This is a genomic window from Micromonospora sp. HM134, from assembly GCF_007833915.1.
GTDB lineage: Bacteria > Actinomycetota > Actinomycetes > Mycobacteriales > Micromonosporaceae > Micromonospora > Micromonospora wenchangensis.
In genome coordinates this window covers 5,628,683-5,649,180 of the sequence record NZ_CP041061.1, presented here as the reverse complement: position 1 = coordinate 5,649,180, position 20,498 = coordinate 5,628,683, and the positions used below count along the sequence as shown (strand labels likewise).

General features: G+C 74.9%; 18 protein-coding genes. 9 read left to right on the top strand and 9 right to left on the bottom strand.

Translation table 11 applies throughout. The annotated features are described in order from the left end of the window. Positions 1-13: 13 nt before the first annotated feature. On the bottom strand, positions 14-5,041 hold the full coding sequence (locus FJK98_RS34340; RefSeq protein WP_240762307.1) for a WG repeat-containing protein: 5,028 nt from the start codon (positions 5,039-5,041) through the stop codon (positions 14-16). A gap of 161 nt (positions 5,042-5,202) precedes the next feature. On the opposite strand from FJK98_RS34340, the gene FJK98_RS24320 reads away from it, so the two are divergent. Genes FJK98_RS24320 through FJK98_RS24310 form a run of 3 tightly spaced genes read left to right on the top strand, consistent with a single transcriptional unit; the run spans position 5,203 to position 7,839 of the window. After that, positions 5,203-6,051, top strand: a complete 849-nt coding sequence (locus tag FJK98_RS24320; protein ID WP_145921062.1) for an ABC-2 family transporter protein — start codon at positions 5,203-5,205, stop codon at positions 6,049-6,051. Then, a complete protein-coding gene (locus FJK98_RS24315) occupies positions 6,044-6,862 on the top strand; it encodes an ABC transporter permease (RefSeq protein ID WP_145921061.1) in 819 nt (272 codons plus the stop codon). Before FJK98_RS24320 ends, FJK98_RS24315 begins: the two co-directional genes overlap by 8 nt. Further along, entirely contained in the window at positions 6,859-7,839 is a 981-nt protein-coding gene (locus tag FJK98_RS24310; RefSeq protein ID WP_145921060.1) for an ATP-binding cassette domain-containing protein, read from the top strand. The genes FJK98_RS24315 and FJK98_RS24310 overlap by 4 nt, the downstream gene beginning before the upstream one ends. Positions 7,840-7,942: 103 nt before the next feature. Here the strand turns inward: FJK98_RS24310 and FJK98_RS24305 are convergent, their stop codons facing one another. The 3 genes from FJK98_RS24305 to nadA form a co-directional block, all read right to left on the bottom strand. After that, on the bottom strand, positions 7,943-8,566 hold the full coding sequence (locus FJK98_RS24305) for a DUF3043 domain-containing protein (protein WP_145921059.1): 624 nt from the start codon (positions 8,564-8,566) through the stop codon (positions 7,943-7,945). A 101-nt stretch (positions 8,567-8,667) separates the two neighbouring features. After that, positions 8,668-10,023, bottom strand: coding sequence for a UDP-N-acetylglucosamine 1-carboxyvinyltransferase (gene murA / locus FJK98_RS24300; RefSeq protein ID WP_145921058.1), 1,356 nt, complete (start codon positions 10,021-10,023; stop codon positions 8,668-8,670). Between the two features lie 239 nt (positions 10,024-10,262). Continuing rightward, on the bottom strand, positions 10,263-11,462 hold the full coding sequence (nadA, locus tag FJK98_RS24295; protein WP_145921057.1) for a quinolinate synthase NadA: 1,200 nt from the start codon (positions 11,460-11,462) through the stop codon (positions 10,263-10,265). A gap of 94 nt (positions 11,463-11,556) precedes the next feature. On the opposite strand from nadA, the gene FJK98_RS24290 reads away from it, so the two are divergent. The 4 genes from FJK98_RS24290 (at position 11,557) to FJK98_RS24275 (ending at position 14,964) form a co-directional block, all read left to right on the top strand. Further along, a complete protein-coding gene (locus tag FJK98_RS24290) occupies positions 11,557-12,693 on the top strand; it encodes a glycerate kinase (RefSeq protein WP_145921056.1) in 1,137 nt (378 codons plus the stop codon). Positions 12,694-12,865: 172 nt separating this feature from the next. Further along, positions 12,866-13,234, top strand: a complete 369-nt coding sequence (gene erpA, locus FJK98_RS24285) for an iron-sulfur cluster insertion protein ErpA (protein ID WP_088644658.1) — start codon at positions 12,866-12,868, stop codon at positions 13,232-13,234. 234 nt (positions 13,235-13,468) lie between these two features. Continuing rightward, positions 13,469-14,446 (top strand): carbohydrate kinase family protein, encoded by a 978-nt coding sequence (locus tag FJK98_RS24280; RefSeq protein ID WP_145921055.1) that lies wholly within the window; start codon positions 13,469-13,471, stop codon positions 14,444-14,446. Then, entirely contained in the window at positions 14,443-14,964 is a 522-nt protein-coding gene (locus tag FJK98_RS24275; protein WP_145921054.1) for an ATP-binding protein, read from the top strand. Before FJK98_RS24280 ends, FJK98_RS24275 begins: the two co-directional genes overlap by 4 nt. A 328-nt stretch (positions 14,965-15,292) precedes the next feature. Here FJK98_RS24275 and FJK98_RS24270 read toward each other — a convergent pair whose 3' ends face one another. Further along, positions 15,293-15,532, bottom strand: coding sequence for a sulfurtransferase TusA family protein (locus FJK98_RS24270; RefSeq protein WP_145922966.1), 240 nt, complete (start codon positions 15,530-15,532; stop codon positions 15,293-15,295). A 77-nt stretch (positions 15,533-15,609) separates the two neighbouring features. Further along, complete coding sequence (locus FJK98_RS24265; RefSeq protein ID WP_145921053.1) at positions 15,610-16,761, bottom strand: cysteine desulfurase family protein; 1,152 nt, start codon at positions 16,759-16,761, stop codon at positions 15,610-15,612. A gap of 171 nt (positions 16,762-16,932) precedes the next feature. Here FJK98_RS24265 and coxB point away from each other — a divergent pair, with 171 nt between their 5' ends. Then, positions 16,933-17,904: a cytochrome c oxidase subunit II gene (gene coxB, locus FJK98_RS24260; protein WP_088644664.1), complete on the top strand. Its 972-nt coding sequence runs from the start codon at positions 16,933-16,935 to the stop codon at positions 17,902-17,904. Between the two features lie 10 nt (positions 17,905-17,914). After that, positions 17,915-18,343 carry a cytochrome c oxidase subunit 4 gene (locus tag FJK98_RS24255; RefSeq protein ID WP_088644665.1) on the top strand — a complete coding sequence of 143 codons (429 nt, stop codon included), beginning with the start codon at positions 17,915-17,917 and terminating at the stop codon, positions 18,341-18,343. Between the two features lie 118 nt (positions 18,344-18,461). Here FJK98_RS24255 and FJK98_RS24250 read toward each other — a convergent pair whose 3' ends face one another. From FJK98_RS24250 to trpD, 3 genes are all read right to left on the bottom strand, one after another. Beyond that, entirely contained in the window at positions 18,462-18,875 is a 414-nt protein-coding gene (locus tag FJK98_RS24250) for a VOC family protein (protein WP_145921052.1), read from the bottom strand. A 75-nt stretch (positions 18,876-18,950) separates the two neighbouring features. After that, positions 18,951-19,157: a hypothetical protein gene (locus tag FJK98_RS24245; RefSeq protein WP_145921051.1), complete on the bottom strand. Its 207-nt coding sequence runs from the start codon at positions 19,155-19,157 to the stop codon at positions 18,951-18,953. Positions 19,158-19,367: 210 nt separating this feature from the next. After that, complete coding sequence (gene trpD, locus FJK98_RS24240) at positions 19,368-20,414, bottom strand: anthranilate phosphoribosyltransferase (RefSeq protein WP_145921050.1); 1,047 nt, start codon at positions 20,412-20,414, stop codon at positions 19,368-19,370. Positions 20,415-20,498: the final 84 nt, after the last annotated feature.

The window sequence follows — 20,498 nt, the reverse complement described above, 5'->3', positions numbered from 1 at the left end:
GGCGCAGCCGGCGTCAGAGCACGGGGTGGGTGTCGGCGAGCAGCCTGTCGATCTCCGCCACCACCGTGTCCCAGTCGGGGTGCACCGGTGGGATCAGCGGTTCGCCCCGCCGGTCCAGCGCCCCCCAGTGGTTCATCCCGTCGCCGACCAGGAACGCCACCGGGTGGATCACCAACGCCGGGTGCACCGGCCGGACCAGCACGGTGCCCGTGCGGTCGAGCACCCCCCGCCGGCCGGCCAGCTCCACCACGGCCAGCCCCTCGTCGGTGAACCCGTCGAGCCGGCGACCGTCGGACAACGTCGTGTCGATCCCGTGGTAGCGCGGCGGGACGACCAGCCGACCGTGCCGGTCCACCGCCCCCCAGCCGCCCCGGCGTACCGCCGCCACCCCGGCCCGGAACGGCCTGACCTCCTCGAACCCCGCCGGCACCACCACCGTCCCGTCGGGCTCGATCGCCGACCAGTCCGCGTCGCCGCCCTGCGACACCCAGGCCAGGCCGTCGGAGAAGGCCAGCACCCGGGCGTACGCGGGGCCGAGCAGGGTGCCGCCGGTCTCGTCGATCAGCTCCCACCCGCCCTGGTCGGGGCGGCGTACCCAGGCCATCCGCTCGTGGAACGGCTGCGCCTCGACGTACCGGTAGTCGACGACGAGTTCACCGTCGGTGTCGGCGTACCCCCAGCGACCCCGGCCGTCGTGGGTGGGGCGCGGGGAACGGCGGCCGTGCCGCACCTCGTCCCGGCTACGCGGGTACGGCCCGAAGCCGCCCCGGGCCGCCGCGTGGGCGTACACCGCGTCCAGGCACACCGCGATCCGGTCGGTCAGCTCCGGGTCCTCGGCCCGGTGCAGGTCCAGGGCCCGTTCGAAGTGTCCACACGCCTCGATCAACCGGCCCTGGTCGTAGCAGGACCGGCCGGCGTGTTCGTGCAGCGCCGAGCGCAGCCGGTCCGGCAGTTCCGTCGAGTTGGCCTCGGTGAACAGCCGGTCGGCCTCGGTGAACTCACCCTTCCAGCGCAGCGCCTCGGCCAGCCGCGCCCGGGCCAGCGCGGTACGCCGCAGCTCACCTGTCGCCTCCGCGTAGGTCAACGCGAGCCGGCCGTCGGCCACCGCGTCGTCCAGGTCGTCGACCAGCCGGGACAGCACCGCCCGCAGGCTGAGCAGCCGGGCGCGGGCGCGGTTGTCCAGGGCCGAGGCGAGCTTCTCGGTCAGCCGGCGGCGGATGATCCGTAGCTCCGCCGGGTCGTCGACCACCTCGCGCAGGGTCTCCGGGTCCAGCCGCCACCGGTAGCCGGCGAGCGCCTGCTCCGGGTCGACCTGCCGTACCGCCGTCGCGGCGGCCCCGGACGCGGCCGGGGTGCCCGTGGTCGGTCCCGCAGCGGCGGCCCGGTCCCCGGCGGCCCGCGGCTGCGTGGTGCCGACCCGGTCCGCGCTCGCCGGACGGTCTGCGCTGGTCTGCCGGTCCGTACCTACCGGCCGGTCTGCGCTTGCCGGCCGGTCCGCGCTGGTCTGCCGGTCCGTGCCTGCCGGCCGGTCCGTGCGGGTGGGGTGGTCGTCGGGCGTGGTCCGGTCCGGGGTGGTGGTCCGGTCGGTGCCTGCCGGCCGGTCCGTGGTGCCGGCTCGGTCCCCGGTCGCCGGCGGGTCGGTGGCGTCGACCGGTTCCGTCGCGCTGGCGGCTGGTTCGGCGGCCTCCGTGGCCAGCCCCGTCATGCTGCTCGCCATCACCGCGCCGACGCCGACGACATCCGGGGCAACGACGTCATTTCCAGCAACCAGCCCGACGGTGGGGGCGGGGTCCGGCGGATCGCCGCCGGCCGTCCCGGTGCCGCCTGGTCCGGCGCCGACGGTCACGGTGCTGTCCGGTCCCGTGCCGTCCGGTTCGGTGCGGGTCGGTTCGGTGCGGGTCGGGTCGTCGTCCTCCGTGCTGCGGCCGACCGGACCGGTGGCGGTCGGCGCGGTGTCGCCCGGGTCGGTGCGGGCCGCTCCGTCGTCCTCGGTGGTGGTGCCGGCCGGATCGGGGTCCGCCGGCCCGGTGCCGACCGGACCGGTGCGTGCCGGGTCGGTGCGTCCCACGGCGGTGCCGACCGGGCCGGTCTCGACCGTGGCGGTGTCGGCCGGCGGAGGCATGGCGGTGTCGGCCGGTGGGACCGTGATGGTGCCGGCCGGTGCGGTGCCGGGCAGGACGGTGTCGACCGGATCGGTGACGGGTGCGGGGGACACCGGGACGGTGCGGTCGGGCACGGCGGCCGGGACGGCACGGTCGCCGGCCGGGTCGGGCCCGGCGGGGGTGACCGGAGCGGAGTCCCGGCCGGCGTCGACGTCCACCGCACCGGACCGGTCCTCCGCGGTGTCCTCGCCCGGCACGTCCAGGAACGCGGCCGGGTCCGTCGTCGCGGGAAGACCACTCCCGGCGGTTCGGACGGTTCCGCCGAACGGATCGGGGGCGTCGGGGACCGTCGGGACGGGACGTCCGGCACCCGGTACCCCGGCAGTGGCTCCGACGTCGGCCGGGCCGTCCACGGTGTGCGTGTCGGCTCCGCCGGTGGGCCGCCCTTCGGCGGCGGCAGGGCCGCCGGCCGGGGTGGGCGACCGGTCCGGGTCGCCGGTGCCGGTCGGTGGGACCCGGCCCGGGTCGGTGGGGTGCGACGGGGGTGCCGGCGAGCGGGGCACGGGTACGTCCGTGCCACCGGTCGGTGCCCCGCCGGGCGTGGCCGGGCGGCCGGCCGTGGACGGGTCCGGCGCGGCGCTGCCCGGCGTGCGGTCGGCCGCCGTCGTGCGGTCCGGCGGGGTGGCCGGTGTGGGGGTCGACCGGCCGGGCCGGAACCAGGCCGCCGAGCCTCCCGGCGGGGTCGGGGCAGCGCTGCCGGGACGGTCGGTGCCGCCGGGCTCCGGTGCCGGCGGGACGTACCGGCGCGGCCGGTCGGGGGTGATCTCCAGGGCGGGCCGGTCGGTGGCGGGCGTCGCCGGGGGGTACCCGGCGGGGTCCGGGGCGGGGCCGGTGACGGGTGCCGCCGTAGGTGGACCGGCGGTGCCCGGGTCGGTGGGCGGGTTGGTTCCGGAACCGGTGGCGGGTGCGGTCGGGGTACGGCCGGCGGTGCCCGGGTCGGTGGGTCGGTCGGTCCCGGGACCGGGGGCGGGTGTCGCCGGGGGGCGGCCGGTTGGTCGGTCGACCGGTGGCGTGTTCTCCGGGGGCCGGCGGAACTCGATGTGCAACCGGGCGGCCGGCGGCGCGGAGACCGGGGTGGCCTGGTCCGGGGCGGGGATGGGCGGCCGGCCGGCGGCGTGGCGCTTCCGGGTGGGCAGCTCGGTGGGGGACGCGGGGGCGTCCGGCGGCAGGGGGGTCTGCCGGCCGGCCGTCGGGGCCGGCGCGTCGGAGCCACCCGGCCGGGTGCCGGCCGGCGGCGGCGGAGGACCGGGGCGGGGACCCCACGGACCGGTCGCGGGCGGGCCCGCCGTGCTCGTGCCGGGCGGTGACGACACCGGGGCCGGTGACACCGGCAGCCCGGAGACCGGTGCCCCGGACACCGGGTGGTCGGGCGGTGGGTCGAGGGGCGGCGTACCGATGTCCGGGCGTCCCGGGGGCGACGCCGCGCCGGGGCGACGGTCGCCGGGGTGCCCCGGGGCGGTCCGGGCCGCCGGCCGGTCCTCGGGGCGGGTGGGCGGCTCGGCGGGGTGCCGTGGGGGGTACGCCGGCCGGCCGTCGCGGCCGTGCTCCGGTTCCCGCGTCGGGCGGGGGTCGGTGCCGGTACGACCCCACGGCTCGCGGTACGGCTCGTCCGGCGGGCGCAGGTCGGGGTACGCCACGTGGCGGGCCGCCGGCTCGTACGGCTGCGCCGGCCGACGCTCGTCGTGGCCGCGTGGGTGCTGCCACCGCTCCTCGGGGATGGCGGACGTCGTCGCCCGGCTGTCGTGGCGCGGCGGGTGGCCGGGCGGGGTGTCGTCGCGCGGGCGGACCGGCGGGACGTCGTGGGGCGGGCGCTGCCACCGGTCCGCGTGCCCGTGGGCGGCGGGCCGTCGGTCGGTGTCCCGCCGGGGCGGCTCGTCCTCCCGGAACCGGGTCGGCAGGTCCCCGCCCCGTGCGGGCCCGGCCGGGTACGGGTCGTACCGGTCGGTGGTGCGGTGGTGCGGCTCGTCGTCGACACGGTGACCGGGGCCGGCGGCGCGGCGGCCCTGCCCGGTGGGCGCGTCGGAGCGCCGGTCGGCACCGCCGCCGTCCACGGACCGGCCGTCCTCGACCGGTCGGCGGTCCCCGCCCAGGCGTTCCTCGCCCAGGCGGTCGCCGGCGGGGCGGCGGTCGGTGGTGGGGCGTTCGCTCGTGGTACGCCGCCTCGGCAGGCCCTCGTCGGGTTCGCGCGGCCGGTCCGGTTCGGTGAACCGGTCGGGGCGGGCGCGGGGCGGCTCGTGGCGGGGCGCTGGGGACACGGGCGGGCGGCCGGGGGAGACCGGGGTGATGCCGGGTGCGCTCCGCTCCTGCCGGGGCGGGCCGTCGTACCGGTCGGTGCCGGCCCGGTCGCGGTGCCAACCGGTCGGTGCCGGTTCGGCCCCGCCCCGCCGCCGGTCCGACCAGCTGATCCGGTCGGCCGGTCGGTCGTCGTACCGTTCGGGTGCGGGCGGCCGGCGTTCCCGCTGCCAGATCGGCTCCTCCGACGGCCGCCGGTACGCCTCGTCGGCGGGCCGCCGGTACACGTCGTCCGCAGGCCCCCGGTACGCGTCGTCCGCGGGCCCCCGGTACGTCTCGTCGGCCAGCCGGCGGTACGGGTCGTGGTCGCCGTGCCGCTCGTCGCGGGGACCGTCCCAGCGGGGCGGCTCGTCGTCCAGGTCGGACCAGGACCGGCCGAGGTAGGTGCCGTCGGGGCGGGTCGGGGCGAGCGGGGGCACCTCGGCGCGGCCGGAGGCGGTGCCCCGGGCCCGGGGGTCGGTGTAGCGGGAGCCGATGTCGCCGGGGTAGCGCTGGCCGGGGAACTGCGGATGCCATTCGCTCGTCGGTTCGATCACCCAGGACGGTTCCGCCGGGGCGTCCCAGCGGTCGGACCAGCCGCCCGTCACCGGGTGGCTCCGGGTCCACGCGTGCGGCGCGGCCCGATGCCCGGCTCGCGTCGCTCGCTCACGGCGGTGTCACCTCGTTGCAAATTGTCGTGCAGGGCGCCCCGGGATGCCGGTAGAGTCCCCCGTCCGGCACGGCGGGGCTGCGGAAGGAGGGTAACGGCGTGGGCTCGGTCACCGCCACTGCGGCACCGTCCACGAGCGCAAACGTTACCCGATGGTTCCGGACATTCGGGGCCATATCCCGGGCCGGATTCCGGCGCTACTCCACCTACCGGCAGGCGGCCCTGGCCGGGGCCGTGACCAACATCGTTTTCGGTTTCCTGCGCTGCGCGGTGCTGCTGGCCGCCGCCGGTTCCGCGGGCGTCGGCGGGTACGACCGGGCCCAGCTCGCCACCTTCGTCTGGGCGGGTCAGGGGCTGATCGCCGTCGTGCTGCTCTGGGGCTGGACGGACCTGGCCGACCGGATCCGTACCGGCGACGTGGCCGCCGACCTGCTCCGCCCGGTGCATCCGGTGACCAGCTACCTCGCCACCGACCTGGGCCGGGCCGGGTACGCCGCCCTGGCCCGGCTGCTGCCGCCGGTCCTGGTTGGGCCGCTGTTCTTCGACGTCTACCTGCCGTCGCGGTGGTCGGCGGTCGGGCTCTTCGTGGTCTCGGTGGTGACCGCCGTGGTGCTCTGTTTCGGCTGCCGGTTCCTGGTCAACGCCACCGCCTACTGGTGGCAGGACGCGCGGGGCCCGATGCTGCTGTGGACCCTCGGTTCGGGGGTGCTGGCCGGGCTCTACTTCCCGCTGCGCTTCCTGCCCGACTGGCTGCAACTGGTGCTGTGGTGCGGCACGCCGTTCCCGAGCCTGCTGCAGACCCCGCTCGACGTGCTCGTGGAGCGGGACCCGCCGGCGGTCCAGGTCGGCCTGGTCGCGCTCCAGCTCGGCTGGGCGGTGCTGGTGCTGGCGGTCTGCCGGCTGGTGCAGCGGCGGGCCGAACGTCACCTGGTGGTGCAGGGTGGTTGAGCCACGGGCGGGTGGGACGTTCGCGGCGTACCGGGCGTTGCTCGGGGCGCAGGCCCGCGCGCAGACCACCTACCGGGCGTCGTTCCTGCTGGACCTGGTGGGCAACGTCGGGGCCACCGTGTTCGACGTGGTCACCGTCCTGGTGATCTACGGGGTGACGCGGGAGCTGGGCGGGTTCACGCTGCGCGAGACGTTGGTGATGGTGGGCCTGTCGGCCAGCGCCTTCGCCGTGGCGGACCTGCTGGTCGGCAACATCGAACGGCTGCCCGCGCACGTGCGCACCGGCCTGTTCGACGCGGTGCTGCTCCGCCCGCTCGGCGCGCTGCCCCAGCTGCTGCTGATGAACCTGCCGCTGCGCAAGGTGTCCCGGGGCCTGTTCGGGGTGGGCGTGCTGGTGGTGGCGCTGACCTCGGCCGGGATCGACTGGACCCCGGCCCGGGTGGTGTTGGCGGTGGTCGCCCCGCTGGCCGGGGTGGTCTTCTTCGGCTCGGTCTTCGTGGCCACCGCCACCGTGTCGTTCTGGTGGGTCGACTCCGGTGAGCTGGCCAACGCGGTCACCTACGGCGGGCGGGACTTCACCACGTACCCGGTGACCGTCTTCGACGGGTGGTTCCGGGCCGCCTTCGCGTACGGCCTGGGGTTCGCCTTCGTCAGTTACCAGCCGGCGCTGGCGCTGCTCGGCCGCGCCGACCCGCTCGGCCTACCGTCGTGGGCCGGCTGGGTCGCGCCGGGGGTGGCGCTGGTCGCCGTCGCCGGCGCGGCGGCGGCCTGGCGCACCGGCATCCGCCACTACCGGAGTACGGGGTCATGAGCGTCATCGAACTGGACGGGCTGCGCAAGGAGTTCACGGTACGGGTGAAGGCGGGCCGGCTGCGCCGGGAGAAACGGACCGTCACCGCCGTGGACGGCATCGACCTGCGGGTGGAGCGCGGCGAGCTGCTCGGCTACATCGGCCCGAACGGGGCGGGCAAGTCGACCACCCTGAAGATGCTCACCGGGGTGCTGAGTCCGTCGGCGGGGCGGGCCCGGGTGTGCGGGCTGCGCCCGGTCGCCGACCGGACCCGGCTGGCGCTGCGGATCGGGGTGGTCTTCGGTCAGCGTTCCCAACTGTGGTGGGACCTGCCGCTTGCCGATTCGTTCGACCTGCTGCGGCACCTCTACCGGGTGCCGGCCGCCGCGCACGCCGCCCGGCTGCGCCGCTGCCGTGACCTGCTCGACCTGGACGACTTCCTGACCACCCCGGTACGCCAGCTGTCGCTGGGGCAGCGGATGCGGGGCGAGTTGACGGCCGCGCTGCTGCACGACCCGCAGGTGCTCTTCCTCGACGAGCCGACCATCGGGTTGGACGTGGTGAGCCGGCAGGCGGTCCGGGGGTTCCTCGCCGAGCTGGGCCGGGCCGGCGACACCACGCTGGTGCTCACCACCCACGACCTGGCCGACATCGAGCGGCTCTGCGCCCGGCTGGTGGTGGTCGACCACGGCCGGGTGGTGCACGACGGGTCGATCGCCGCCCTGCACGCCCGGTACGGCTCTCGCCGGCTCGTCGTCGCCGACCTGGACGCCCCGCTGGCGGTCCCGCCGCAACCGGCGGGGGCGGCGCTGCACCGGGTCGAGGCGGACGGCCACCGGCTGGTCTACGCGTTGGAGTCGGCGGGGGTGGCGGAGGTGGTGTCCGCGCTGGCCGGGCTGGCCGCGCTGCGGGACCTCTCGATCGTCGAACCGGACATCGAGGACGTGGTGGCCCGGCTCTACCGGAGCCCGGCCCCCGACCCGCGCCGCCCGTCCTGACCGCCCCGCTCCCGCCCCGCCGTCCGGGCCCGCCGGACACGACGACGGCCCGCCGGACACGACGACGGCCCCGCCGCCGGGCGGGGCCGTCGGGAGACGTCGGTCAGATCGGGTCGCCGATGTTCACCCGGGGGGCCGGGGCGCGCATCCGGCGGAAGGTGATCGACCGCATGATCGCGTAGAGGTAGAGCGACCCCATCCGCTCGCCGCTGTTGGGGTGGCGTTCCCGCACCAGCTTCTTGATCCGCCGGGAGATCAGCACCGAGTCGATCACCACGCCGAGCGCGAGCGCCCCCCACACGACGTTCGAGGCGAGCCGGATCGCCGACGGCATCGCCGCGTTCGACCCGATCAGCACGATCAACGCGCCGCCGAAGAACCAGGTGCCGATGGTCCGCCGGGAGTCGACCACGTTGCGGGCGAGCAGCCGTTCCGGCCCCCGGTCCCGGGGGCCGCCCTCGCGGCGGAACTCGGCGGCGGCCTCGGTGCGCGCCTTGCGACGCTGCTCCCGGGCCTCCTCCTTGGTCAGCGGCCGGGTCGGGCCGGCCGGCCGGCGACCGGCGACCGGCCGCTTCGGGGTCTCGACGCCCAGTTCCTTCTTGCTCGGGGTGTAGCCCCGGGGGCGCGCGGCGGATGGCTCCTCGGTCACTACCGGGGCGGTGGCGGAGGAGTCGGAGTCGGCGGACTTGCGGCGAAACAGCGACGGCACGAGGTGAAGGGTAGCCATACGACGGCGCCCGGTGCACATCACGGGTGCACCGGGCGCTCGGTGGAGCGGGTCGGCCGGGACGACGGCAGGGGTCCGGGCCGGCCGGGGGACGCGGCTGGTTACGGCCGCTCGACGTGCGCGCCGAGGCTGGCCAGCTTCGCCTCGAAGTCCTCGTAGCCCCGGTTGATCAGGTCGACGCCGTACACCCGGGAGGTGCCCTCGGCGGCGAGCGCCGCGATCAGGTGGCTGAACCCGGCCCGCAGGTCCGGGATGACCAGGTCGGCGGCGTGCAGCTTGCTCGGGCCGGCGATCACCGCGGAGTGCTTGAAGTTGCGCCGGCCGAACCGGCACGGGGTGCCGCCGAGGCAGTCCCGGTAGACCTGGATGTTGGCGCCCATGGTGTTCAGCGCCTCGGTGTAGCCGAGCCGCTGCTCGTAGACCGTCTCGTGGACGATCGACAGGCCCCGGGCCTGGGTCAGCGCCACCACGAGGGGCTGCTGCCAGTCGGTCATGAAACCGGGGTGCACGTCGGTCTCCAGCGCCACCGCGTTCAGTTCGCCGCCCGGGTGCCAGAACCGGATGCCGCCCTCCTGGCCCGGGTCGCCGAGCTTCGGCGGGCGGGCGTCGGTGACCTCGTACTCGCCGCCGACGGAGCGGAAGACGTTCAGGAAGGTCATCATGTCGGCCTGCTGCGCGCCGAGCACCTCGACGTGCCCCCGGGTGGCCAGCGCTGCCGCCGCCCAGCTCGCCGCCTCGATCCGGTCGGGGATCGGCCGGTGGGTGTAGCCGTGCAGCTTCTTGACGCCCTGGATCTCGATCACCCGGTCGGTGTGCACCTTGATGATCGCGCCCATCTTCTGCAGGATGCAGATCAGGTCGATGATCTCGGGCTCGACGGCGGCGTTGCGCAGCTCGGTGACGCCCTCGGCCATCACCGCGGTCAGCAGCACCTGCTCGGTCGCGCCGACGCTCGGGTACGGCAGGGCGAACTTGGTGCCGTGCAGCCCGTTCGGCGCGGACAGGTGCAGGCCCTCGGGGGTCTTGTCGACCGTCGCGCCGAACTCGCGCAGCGCCTGGAGGTGGAAGTCGATCGGGCGCGGGCCGATGTGGCAGCCGCCCAGGTCGGGGATGAAGGCGTGGCCGAGGCGGTGCAGCAGCGGGCCGCAGAACAGGATCGGGATCCGGCTGGAGCCGGCGTGCACGTTGATCTGGTCGGTGCTGGCGCTCTCGACGTTCGACGGGTCGAAGACCAGCTCGCCGTCCTCGGTGCCGTCGGTCACCTTCACCCCGTGCAGGCCGAGCAGCCCGCGGACCACCTCGACGTCACGGATCCTGGGAACGTCGAACAGCCGGCTGGGCGAGTCGCCCAGCAGTGCCGCGACCATCGCCTTGGAGACCAGGTTCTTCGCGCCGCGCACGCGGATCCGCCCTTCGAGCGGGGTACCTCCGTGTACGACCAGGACATCGTCCGTCAACGCAAACCTCCAGCGCGTGTCGGGTGGTGCGGGGTGAGTCGATGATGGGGCATGCTGTCCAGCTGTCCGGTACGAGCTGTCCAGCTACCCGGAACGGGGCCGGCCCAAAACGGTCCCCGTGGTACGTCGCCCCGGCAGCATAGCCCTCCGTGACGAAATAGGAATTGGTCACCGCGCCGGTACGGGAACGAACCGGCGATTCCGGTACGTTTCCGTACTTCGGTGGTGACTTCGGGTGATCAGGCGGTGGCGGGCGGCGGGGTGTCGGCACCCGGCAACGCGAGCATCTGGTCCAGCGCCACCCGGGCGTGGTGCGCGGTGTCCGCGTCGACCGTGATCTGGTTGACGACCCGTCCGGCGACCAGCTCCTCCAGCGCCCAGACCAGGTGCGGCAGGTCGATCCGGTTCATCGTGGAGCAGTAGCAGACCGCCTTGTCCAGGAACATGATCTGCTTGTCCGGGTGGGCCAGCGCCAGCCGGCGGACCAGGTTCAGCTCGGTGCCGACCGCCCACGCCGAGCCGGCCGGGGCCGCCTCGATCGCCTTGATGATGTACTCCGTCGAACCGACCTGGTCGGCGGCGGTGACCACCTCGTGCCGGCACTCCGGGTGGACCAGCACGGTGACCCCGGGCACCCGGGCCCGGACGTCCTGCACGCTGTCCAGGGTGAACCGGCCGTGCACCGAGCAGTGCCCCCGCCACAGGATCATCTTCGCGTCGCGCAGCTGCTCAGCGGTGAGCCCGCCCTGCGGCTTGTGCGGGTCGTAGAGCACGCAGTCGTCGAGCGAGTAGCCCAGCTCCAGCACGGCGGTGTTGCGGCCGAGGTGCTGGTCGGGCAGGAACAGCACCTTCGAACCCTGCGCGTACGCCCAGTCCAGCGCCCGCTTCGCGTTCGACGAGGTGCAGACCACGCCGCCGTTGCGGCCGACGAAGCCCTTGATGTCGGCCGAGGAGTTCATGTACGTCACCGGGACGGTGTCCGCCGCGACGCCCAGGTCGGTCAGCACCTCCCAGGCCCGCTCGACCTGCGACAGCACCGCCATGTCGGCCATCGAGCAGCCGGCCGCCAGGTCGGGCAGGATCACCCGCTGCGCGTCGGTGGTGAGGATGTCGGCGCTCTCGGCCATGAAGTGCACGCCGCAGAAGACGATGTACTCGGCGTCCGGGCGGGCCGCGGCCTCCCGGGCCAGCTTGAACGAGTCGCCGGTGACGTCGGCGAACTGGATCACCTCGTCGCGCTGGTAGTGGTGGCCGAGAACGAACACCTTCGTGCCCAGCGCGGCCTTCGCCGCCGTCGCCCGGGCCACCAGGTCCGGGTCGCTCGGCGCCGGCAGGTCTCCCGGACACTCCACGCCACGCTCGGTGGCGGGGTCGCTGCCGCGGCCGAGGAGCAGCAGCGCGGTCGCCGTGTTGGAGGGTTCCACCCAGGTCGAAGTCACGTCCTCATGGTCCCACAACGGGCCGTTCGCACGACCGCTGCCGGTGTGGGCTGCCACACTGCCCCGCGCCGATGTGGCCTGCCACACTCGGGGCATGCGCGTGCTGCTCTGTCCGGACAAGTTCGCCGGCACCCTGGAGGCCCCGGAGGTGGCCGCCGCCGTCGCCGCCGGCTGGCGCGAGGTCGACGACGCCGACGAGCTGCTCATCCGTCCCCTCGCCGACGGCGGGCCGGGCTTCGTCACGGTGCTCGCCGACGCGCTCGACGGGCGGCGGGTGCCGGTGCCGACGGTCGACCCGCTGGGCCGGCCCGTGACCGGTGAGATCCTGCTCACCGCCGACGGCGTCGGCTACCTGGAGAGCGCCCAGGCGTGCGGGCTGCACCTGCTGACCGCCGCCGAACGCGACCCGAAGGCCACCACCTCGTACGGCCTCGGCGCGCTGGTCGCCGCCGCCGTCGAGCACGGGGCCCGGACGGTGGTGGTCGGGCTGGGCGGTTCCGGCACCAACGACGGCGGGGCCGGCCTGTTCGCCGCCCTCGGGGCGACGCCGCTCGACGACGCCGGCCGGGCCCTGCCGTACGGCGGGGCGGCGCTGACCGCCGTCGCCGCCCTCGACGGGACGCCCCGACTGCGCGACGCGACCCTGGTCGCCGCCACCGACGTGGACAACCCGCTGCTCGGCCTGCACGGCGCGAGCAGCGTCTACGGCCCGCAGAAGGGCGCCGACCGGGCCGACGTGCTGCTGCTCGACGCCGCGTTGGAACGCTGGGCGGCGGTGCTGGAGAAGGACCTGCCCGGCTGCCCGCCCGGCCTCGGCGGGCTGCCCGGCGGGGGCGCGGCCGGCGGCCTCGGCGCGGCGATCCTGGCCCTCGGCGGGCGCTGCGAATCCGGCATCGCCCTGGTCAGCCGGGCCATCGGCCTGGAGGCCGCGCTGGACGACTGCGATCTGGTGATCACCGGGGAGGGGTCGTTCGACCACCAGTCGCTGCGCGGCAAGGTGGTCGCCGGGGTGGCCGGTGCGGCCCGCGACCGGGGGGTGCCCTGCGTGGTGCTGGCGGGCCGGGTGAGCACCGGCCGGCGGGAGGCCGCCTCGGCCGGGGTGACCGAGGCGTACAGCCTGGTGGAGCACTTCGGCGGCGAGGAAGGCGGCGGGGTGGCGGCGGCGATGGGCCGGCCCGCCGAGGGGCTGCGGGCGCTCGGCGCGCGGCTGGCCCGGCAGTGGAGCCGTTGAGCCCACCGGGACGGCCGGGGCCGCCGTGGCCCGCCGGCGGCGGCGATCGCGCCGGCCGGGTGGGCTCCGCCGGGGCGGCGTACCATCGGAGGTGGACCACACCGGGAATCACTGGCCGCGACGTGCTGTTGGCCAGGGTGTCCGGACCCATACCGCGCAGGGAGATTTCCACGTGACCACGCCAGCGCAGACCGACCCGACCGAGGCCCAGGCCCCCACTTCCGTCGTCCTCACCGACGTCGCGGCGCAGAAGGTCAAGGCCCTGATCGAGCAGGAGGGCCGCGACGACCTGCGGCTGCGGGTCGCGGTGCAGCCGGGTGGCTGCTCCGGCCTGCGGTACCAGCTCTTCTTCGACGAGCGTTCGCTCGACGGTGACGTCGTCACCGACTTCGGTGGGGTCGAGGTCGTCGTCGACCGGATGAGCGCCCCCTACCTGACCGGGGCGACCATCGACTTCGCCGACCGGATCGACGCCCAGGGCTTCACCATCGACAACCCGAACGCGGGCAGCTCCTGCGCCTGCGGCGACTCGTTCAGCTGAGTCGCGGGCCGTCGCGCCCGACGGGGCCGTCCCACCACGGGACGGCCCCGTCGTCGCGTCCGGCCCACCCGTCCGGCCGGACGGTCCGGCCCGTCGGTGGGGCTCCGGCACGGGGTGGCCGGCCCGTGTCGGGCGGATGAGCAGGTGGTGGCCGGTGGTCGTCCGACCCCCGACCGTCGCCCGAGCGCGACCGGTAGGCTGACCCGCGCCGTGCTCCCGACCCCGAGGGTTGACATGAAGATCGCCGTGACCGGCTCGATCGCGACCGACCACCTGATGAGCTTCCCGGGTCGCTTCGCCGACCAGCTCATCGCCGACCAGCTGCACAAGGTGTCGCTCTCCTTCCTGGTGGACGATCTGGTGCTGCGCCGGGGCGGGGTGGCCGCCAACATCGCCTTCGGCATGGGGCAGCTCGGGCTGAGCCCGATCCTGCTCGGCGCGGTCGGCGCCGACTTCGCCGACTACCGCTCCTGGCTGGAGCGGCACGGCGTGGACTGCGACTCGGTGCACGTCAGTGAGGTGGCGCACACCGCCCGCTTCGTCTGCACCACCGACACCGACATGTGCCAGATCGCCTCGTTCTACGCCGGGGCGATGAGCGAGGCCCGCAACATCGAGCTGGGCCCCGTCGCGCAGCGGCTCGGCGGCCTGGACCTGGTGCTGATCGGCGCGAACGACCCGGAGGCGATGGTCCGGCACTCGGCCGAGTGCCGGGACCGGGGCTACGCGTTCGTCGCCGACCCGTCACAGCAGCTCGCCCGGATGGACGGCGACGACGTGGTCTCGCTGATCGACGGCGCCGAGTACCTGATGACCAACGACTACGAGAAGTCCCTGCTCCAGAGCAAGGTCGGCCTGACCGACGCCCAGCTCCTGGAGCGGGTGAAGGTCCGGGTCACCACCCTCGGCAAGGACGGCGTCGAGATCGCCACCCGGGACGCGGAGCCGTTCCGGGTGCCGATCGCCCGGGAGATCCGGGCCGTCGACCCGACCGGTGTCGGCGACGGCTTCCGGGCCGGTTTCTTCGCCGCCCTGTCCTGGGGTCTCGGCCTGGAACGCGCCGCCCAGGTCGGCTCGCTGCTGGCCACCCTGGTGCTGGAGACCGTCGGCACCCAGGAGTACGACGTACGCCGTGACCTGTTCGTCAAGCGGATGGCCGAGTCGTACGGTGAGGCCGCCGCCGAGGACGTTCGGCCGCACCTGGTGCCATGACGCAGCTCCTGGTCGTGTTCGCCGGCCTGCCGGGGGTGGGTAAGAGCACCCTCGCCGGGCGGGTCGGAGTGGCGCTGGGCGCTGCGGTGCTGCCGGTCGACCCGATCGAGCGGGCGCTGGCCCGACACGGGCTGGCCGGCCACGGGGCGGGGCTGGCCGGCCATGGTCCCGGCCTGGCCGGCTATGACGCGCTGGCCGGGCTGGCCGAGGTGCAGCTCGGGCTGGGCACCAGCGTGGTGGTCGACGCGGTCAACCCGGGAGCCGGCACTCGGGGGCTCTGGTTCGAGTTGGCCGAGCGGGCCGGGGTGCCGCTGCGGCTGATCGAGGTGTACTGCGGCGACGAGGCGGAACTGCGTCGCCGGGTCGAGGCCCGGCACGCCGCCGACCCGCTCGCCCCGACCTGGGAGCAGACCCGGCAGCGCGGCGCGGGGTACGAACCGCTGATCGGCCCCCGGCTGGTGGTCGACACCACCATCGCGATCGACCCGCTCCCGGCGATCCTGCGGTACCTCGCCTGACTGTGAGCGGCCGGCTGTCCTGGTCCCGGAGCGGGTGGCCAGCGCGGTGAGCCGGTCGATCGCGGGCTGGTCGGCCCCGCAGGCGCGGAGCACGGCAGCCGCGACGGGAGGATGTCGACCGGTCCCGCACCACCGCCGAGAGCGCGTCACGGCTCTTCACCCACACCGGCCGCGCCGTCTCCCCCGATCCGGATCGACACCCCCACCCCTGTCGATCATGGAGTTGCGGTGCCTCCGAACCGGCAGTAATGCCGTAGACCGACCACCATAACTCCATGATCGACAGGGGCGGGGTGGGGCGGGGTGGGGCGGGGTGGGGCGGGGTGGGTCAGCGGGTGCGGCGGATGTCGTAGGCCGGGCCGTCGGGGAGGGCGGTGACGAACTCCTGGGCGCGCATCCGGCACCAGGCGGGGATGTCCACGGCGGCGGCCGGGTCGTCGGCGAGTACCCGCAGCACCGCGCCGACCGGCAGCTCCGGCAGGCGGCGGGCCAGCGCGATCACCGGCAGCGGGCAGCGCTGCCCCCGACAGTCCAGCACCTCGGTCGGGGCGGTCCCGTCGCCGCTGATCCCGGTCGGGCGGCCCACCGGCCCGGCCTCGTCGCCGCCCGCGCCGGCCGGAAGGTGATCCGGCCCGGTCGGGGTGGTCACAGGCCCACCACGCCGGCGTCGGCGCGCAGCTCGGCGACGATCCCGGGCAGCTCGGCGAGGAACCGCTCCACGTCCGCCGTGGTGGTCTCCCGGTGCAGCGAGACCCGGACGTTGCCGTGCGACAGCACCCCCATCGCCTCCAGCACGTGCGACGGGCGCAGCGTGGAGGAGGTGCAGGAGGAACCGGAGGAGACGGCGAAGCCGCGCCGGTCCAGCGCGTGCAGCAGCACCTCGCCGTCGACGTACAGGCAGGAGAACGTCACCAGGTGGGGGAGCCGGTCGACCGGGTCGCCGACCACCTCCACGTCCGGCACCTCGGCGGCGACCCGGGACCGGATCAGGTCCACCAGGGGCGTCAGCCGCGCCGCCTCGGCCGCCGCGTCGGCCGCCGCCGCGCGCAGGCTCGCCGCCGCCGCCACCACCGCCGGCAGGTTCACCACCCCGGGGGTACGCCCGAACTCCCGTTCGTCGGCCGGCCACGGCGACTCCCAGCGGGTGCCCTTGCGGACCACGAGCAGCCCGACCCCGGGCGGACCGCCCCACTTGTGTGCGCTGGCGGTCAGCACCGACCAGCCGGCCGGCACCGGCATCCGGCCGACGAGTTGGGCCGCGTCGACGTGCAGCGGCACCCCGACGGCGGCGCAGGCGTCGGCCGCCCCGGCGACCGGTTGCACGGTACCCACCTCGTGACTGGCCCCGATCAGCGTCGCCAGCGCCACCCCGGGGGAGCGCACCGCCGCCGACCAGGCGTCCAGGTCGAGGCGGCCGAGCCGGTCCACCGGTACGGAGGTCGCGACGCCGCCGGCCGACCCGTGCCGCTGTGCGGCGTGCAGCACCGCCGAGTGCTCGATCGCCGAGTGCACCAGCGTCGCCCCGGCCCGCTGCCGGCCGACCAGGCCACCGAGCACGGCGGAGTGCGCGGCGTGCGTACCGCTGGGGGTGAAGGAGACCTCGTCGGGGCGGACGCCGAGGGTGGCGGCGGTGGCCTCGCGGGCGGCGTCGAGGAGCTGCCCGGCGCGGCGGGCCCGGGTGTAGAGGCGGGCGGGGTCGGCCCAGCCGTCGTCGAGGGCGGCCAGCAGCGCCTGCCGGGCCACCGGGTGCAGCGGCGCGGCGGTGGCCGCGTCCAGGTAGACCGGGTGGGCACTCACGACCGCAGACGCTATCGCGTCGGGGGCGGACGGCACCCCCCGATGGGGGCGGACACTGACCCCAAGACCGTCGAGCCCGCCATGGTCGAGTAATCTGCGACCGTCGGTGACGCCTTTGCCGTCGGTGCTGATGGAATACCCCACCGCGGCGCGCTAGGGAGGCAGGACCAGGTGGTCGCAAGGAGTTCGGAGGTACGGCCGTCGGCCGTACGGCACGGTGCTTCCCCCGGAGCCGGTGTGCGTCGGCGGCGTGGTGCTGGCCGGCTCGCCGGGCTCGGTCTCGGCGGAGCTGCGCTGCTGGTTCTGCTCACCGGGTGTGACGTCGGCCGCTCGGTCGACGGCTTCGGCTGGCCGCAGGGCGGCATCACCCCCGAGTCGCACCGGATGTACGACCTGTGGATCGCCTCCTGCATCGCCGCCCTGGCGGTCGGTGTCTTCGTCTGGGGCCTGATCTTCTGGTGCGTCGTGCGCTACCGCAAGCGCGGCAACGAGCTGCCGGTGCAGACCCGCTACAACCTGCCGATGGAGTTCCTCTACACCATCGCGCCGATTCTGATCGTCTCCGTGCTCTTCTACTACACGGCGGTGGTCCAGACCGACGTGGTGCGGACGACGAAGAACCCCGACGTCACCGTCGAGGTCGTCGCCTTCAAGTGGAACTGGCAGTTCAACTACCGCGACGGCCAGGGCACCGAGGCCAACACCGTCGCGTCGGTGCTGGGCACCAGCGAGGTCATCCCGGTGCTGGTGCTGCCGACCAACCGGTCCATCCGGTTCGAGGAGACCAGCCGCGACGTCATCCACTCCTTCTGGGTGCCGGAGCTGCTGTTCAAGCGCGACGTGATGCCCGGCAAGATCCGTAACGTGTTCGAGGTCTCCAAGCTGGAGTCCGAGGGGGCGTACGTGGGCCGCTGCGCCGAGCTGTGCGGCAGCTACCACGCCTTCATGAACTTCGAGCTGCGGGTGGTCTCCCCGGAGGCGTACGACCAGTTCCTCGCCGCGAAGCGGGACGGCAAGTCGACGCAGGAGGCGCTGACCGCCATCGGCCAGGACCCGTACGCGAAGACCACGCAGCCCTTCGACACCCGTCGTACGAAGGACAACTTCAACCCGGACGACGCGTCCGCGAGCGCGGGAAACTGAGGTATCCGGCATGAAGACCGAGTGGCGTATCTTCCTGATCATCGCCGTGTTCCTGCTCGGCGCGACGGCCCTCTACGGCGCGTGGACGTACGGCGACTCCGGTGGCCACGTCGAGTGGGTCGGCACGGTGGCTCTGCTGCTCTCCTTCCTGCTCTGCGCGATGTGCGGCGGCTTCTTCTGGTTCGTCTCCCGCCGCATCGACCTGCGCCCCGAGGACCGGCCGGACGGTGAGATCGCCGACGGCGCGGGCGAGATCGGCTTCTTCAGCCCCGGCAGCTACTGGCCGTTCGGGCTGGCGCTGGCCGCCGCGATCGCCGGCCTCGGCCTGGTGTTCTGGCAGTTCTGGCTGCTCGGCCTGGGCCTGGTACTGGTCATCTTCGCCGCCTGCGGCCTGCTCTTCGAGTACTACTCCGGCACCCGGCGCACCGCCGAGCACTGATCCGACGACGACGGGCCCGCCTCTCCCTACCCGGGAGGCGGGCCCGTCGTCGTCGGGTGATCGACTCCAGGGGGCCGAGGTGGCGGTGTCCCGGCGGACCTGTCACCGCCGCTTCGGCTCAGTTGAGCCGATCGGGCCAGACGGGTCCCTGGTCGGTCCAGGTGACACCCCGGTTGCGGCAGAGGCAGAAGGGGTGACCGACGGGGTCGGTGTAGACCCGCCATCCGTAGCCTTCGGGGCCGACGAAGTCCTGCTCCAGGGTCGCGCCGAGGGTCAGGACGCGGCGCTGTTCGGCCTCGATGTCGTCGACTTCGAAGTCGAGGTGGAACTGCTTGGGGTGCTCGCCGTCGGGCCACCGCGGGGCGCGGTACTCCGCCACCCTGATGAAGGCCAGCTCGATTTCGCCGAACCGGATGCCGGCCCACTCCTCGTCGCTGCCCTCCTTGACCGGGCGACCCGTCACCGCGGCGTAGAAGGCCGCCAGCCGCATCGTGTCCGGGCAGTCGATGATGAAATCCGTGAGTCGGAGCATCCGGTGATCCTGTCATGCCGCTCAGCAGGCCGGAGCCCGCGACGGGACCCGGGAGCCGGCGGTGCCTCCGCAGGGTCAGGCCGCGTGACGGCCGGCTGACGGGCGGCGGCGACGGTCGGCCAGGCGGGTGGGCTGGAAGGCGAAGGTCGCGATCAGCACCGCCGCGCCGCAGCCGGTGCAGGCCAGCTCGGGACAGTCGACGCCGTGACCGTCGGGGCACGGCGGCGCCTCGAACGGCTGAACGCCCTCGCAGGTGTCGCAGTAGAGCTCGCGGTCCGACACGGGCGTCTCCTCTCGCTCCGGAACCCGCCGATGGGCATCGCCGCCATCGTCGGAAACGGAAAAACTACTCCCGTGTAGTTTCCCACGCCCCTCCGACACGCCCCCGTCAGCCCCAACGGCACGGCCGGGCGCACCGGGCCCCGACGCGCCGCCACCAGCCCGGGGCCGGCACACCGCCCGGCCGGGTGACCCGTTCCCACATCATCGCTGTCAGAGGGAGCGGGCGACGTCGACCCAGCGTTCCAGGACGGCCGCCGCCGCCCCCGAGTCGATCGACTCGGTGGCCCGGGCCATGCCGGCACGGACCGCCTCGGTGAGGTCACCGTCCAGCGGGGCCTGGGTGGCGAGCGCGACGGCCGCGTTGACCAGGACGGCGTCGCGGACCGGGCCGGTCTCGCCGGCCAGCAGCCGCCGGGCCACGGCGGCGTTGTGGGCCGCGTCGCCGCCCCGCAGGTCGGCCAGGGTGGACCGGGGTACCCCGAGGTCGGCCGCGTCCAGCAGGGCCTCCCGTACGGTGCCCTGCTGGGCCACCCAGACCCGGGTCGGCGCGGCGGTGGTGAACTCGTCCAGGCCGTCCTCGCCGCGCATCACGATCACCGAGTCGCCCCGGCGGGCGAACACCTCGGCCATCACCGGGGCCATCCGGGCGTCGAAGCAACCGACCGCCCCGGCGTGCGGCCGGGCCGGATTGGTCAGCGGACCGAGGAAGTTGAACGCGGTCGGCACGCCGATCTCCCGGCGGACCGGGCCGGCGTGGCGCATCCCGGGGTGGAACCGGGCCGCGAAGCAGAAGCCGATCCCCGCCTCGGCCACGCACCGGGTCACCTGCTCCGGGCCGAGATCCAGCGGCACGCCGAAGAATTCCAGCAGGTCGGCGGTGCCGCACAGGGACGAGGCGGCCCGGTTGCCGTGCTTGACCACCCGGACGCCGGCGCCGGCCACCACCAGCGCGGTCATCGTCGAGATGTTGACCGTGTGGGCGAGGTCACCGCCGGTGCCCACCACGTCGACCGAGGTGCGCCGCAGCTCCTCCGGCAGGGTCACCGGCACCGCGTTGCCGAGCATCGCCTCGACCAGGCCGGCCAGTTCGGCCGGGGTCTCGCCCTTGGCCCGCAGCGCGATCGCGAACCCGGCGATCTGCGCCGGTACGGCGGCACCCGCCATGATCTCGTTCATCGCCCAGGCGGTGTCGGCGGTGGACAGCTCGTCGCCGCGCAGCAGCGCGTTGAGCAGGTGCGGCCAGGTCCGATCGCCCATGGTGGGCCTCCCGAGGCGGGCGTGGGGTGCGGGTGGACGGGTGCGCCCGTCACCCCGGGCGCCTGGGCGCCGCCGAGTGTCTGC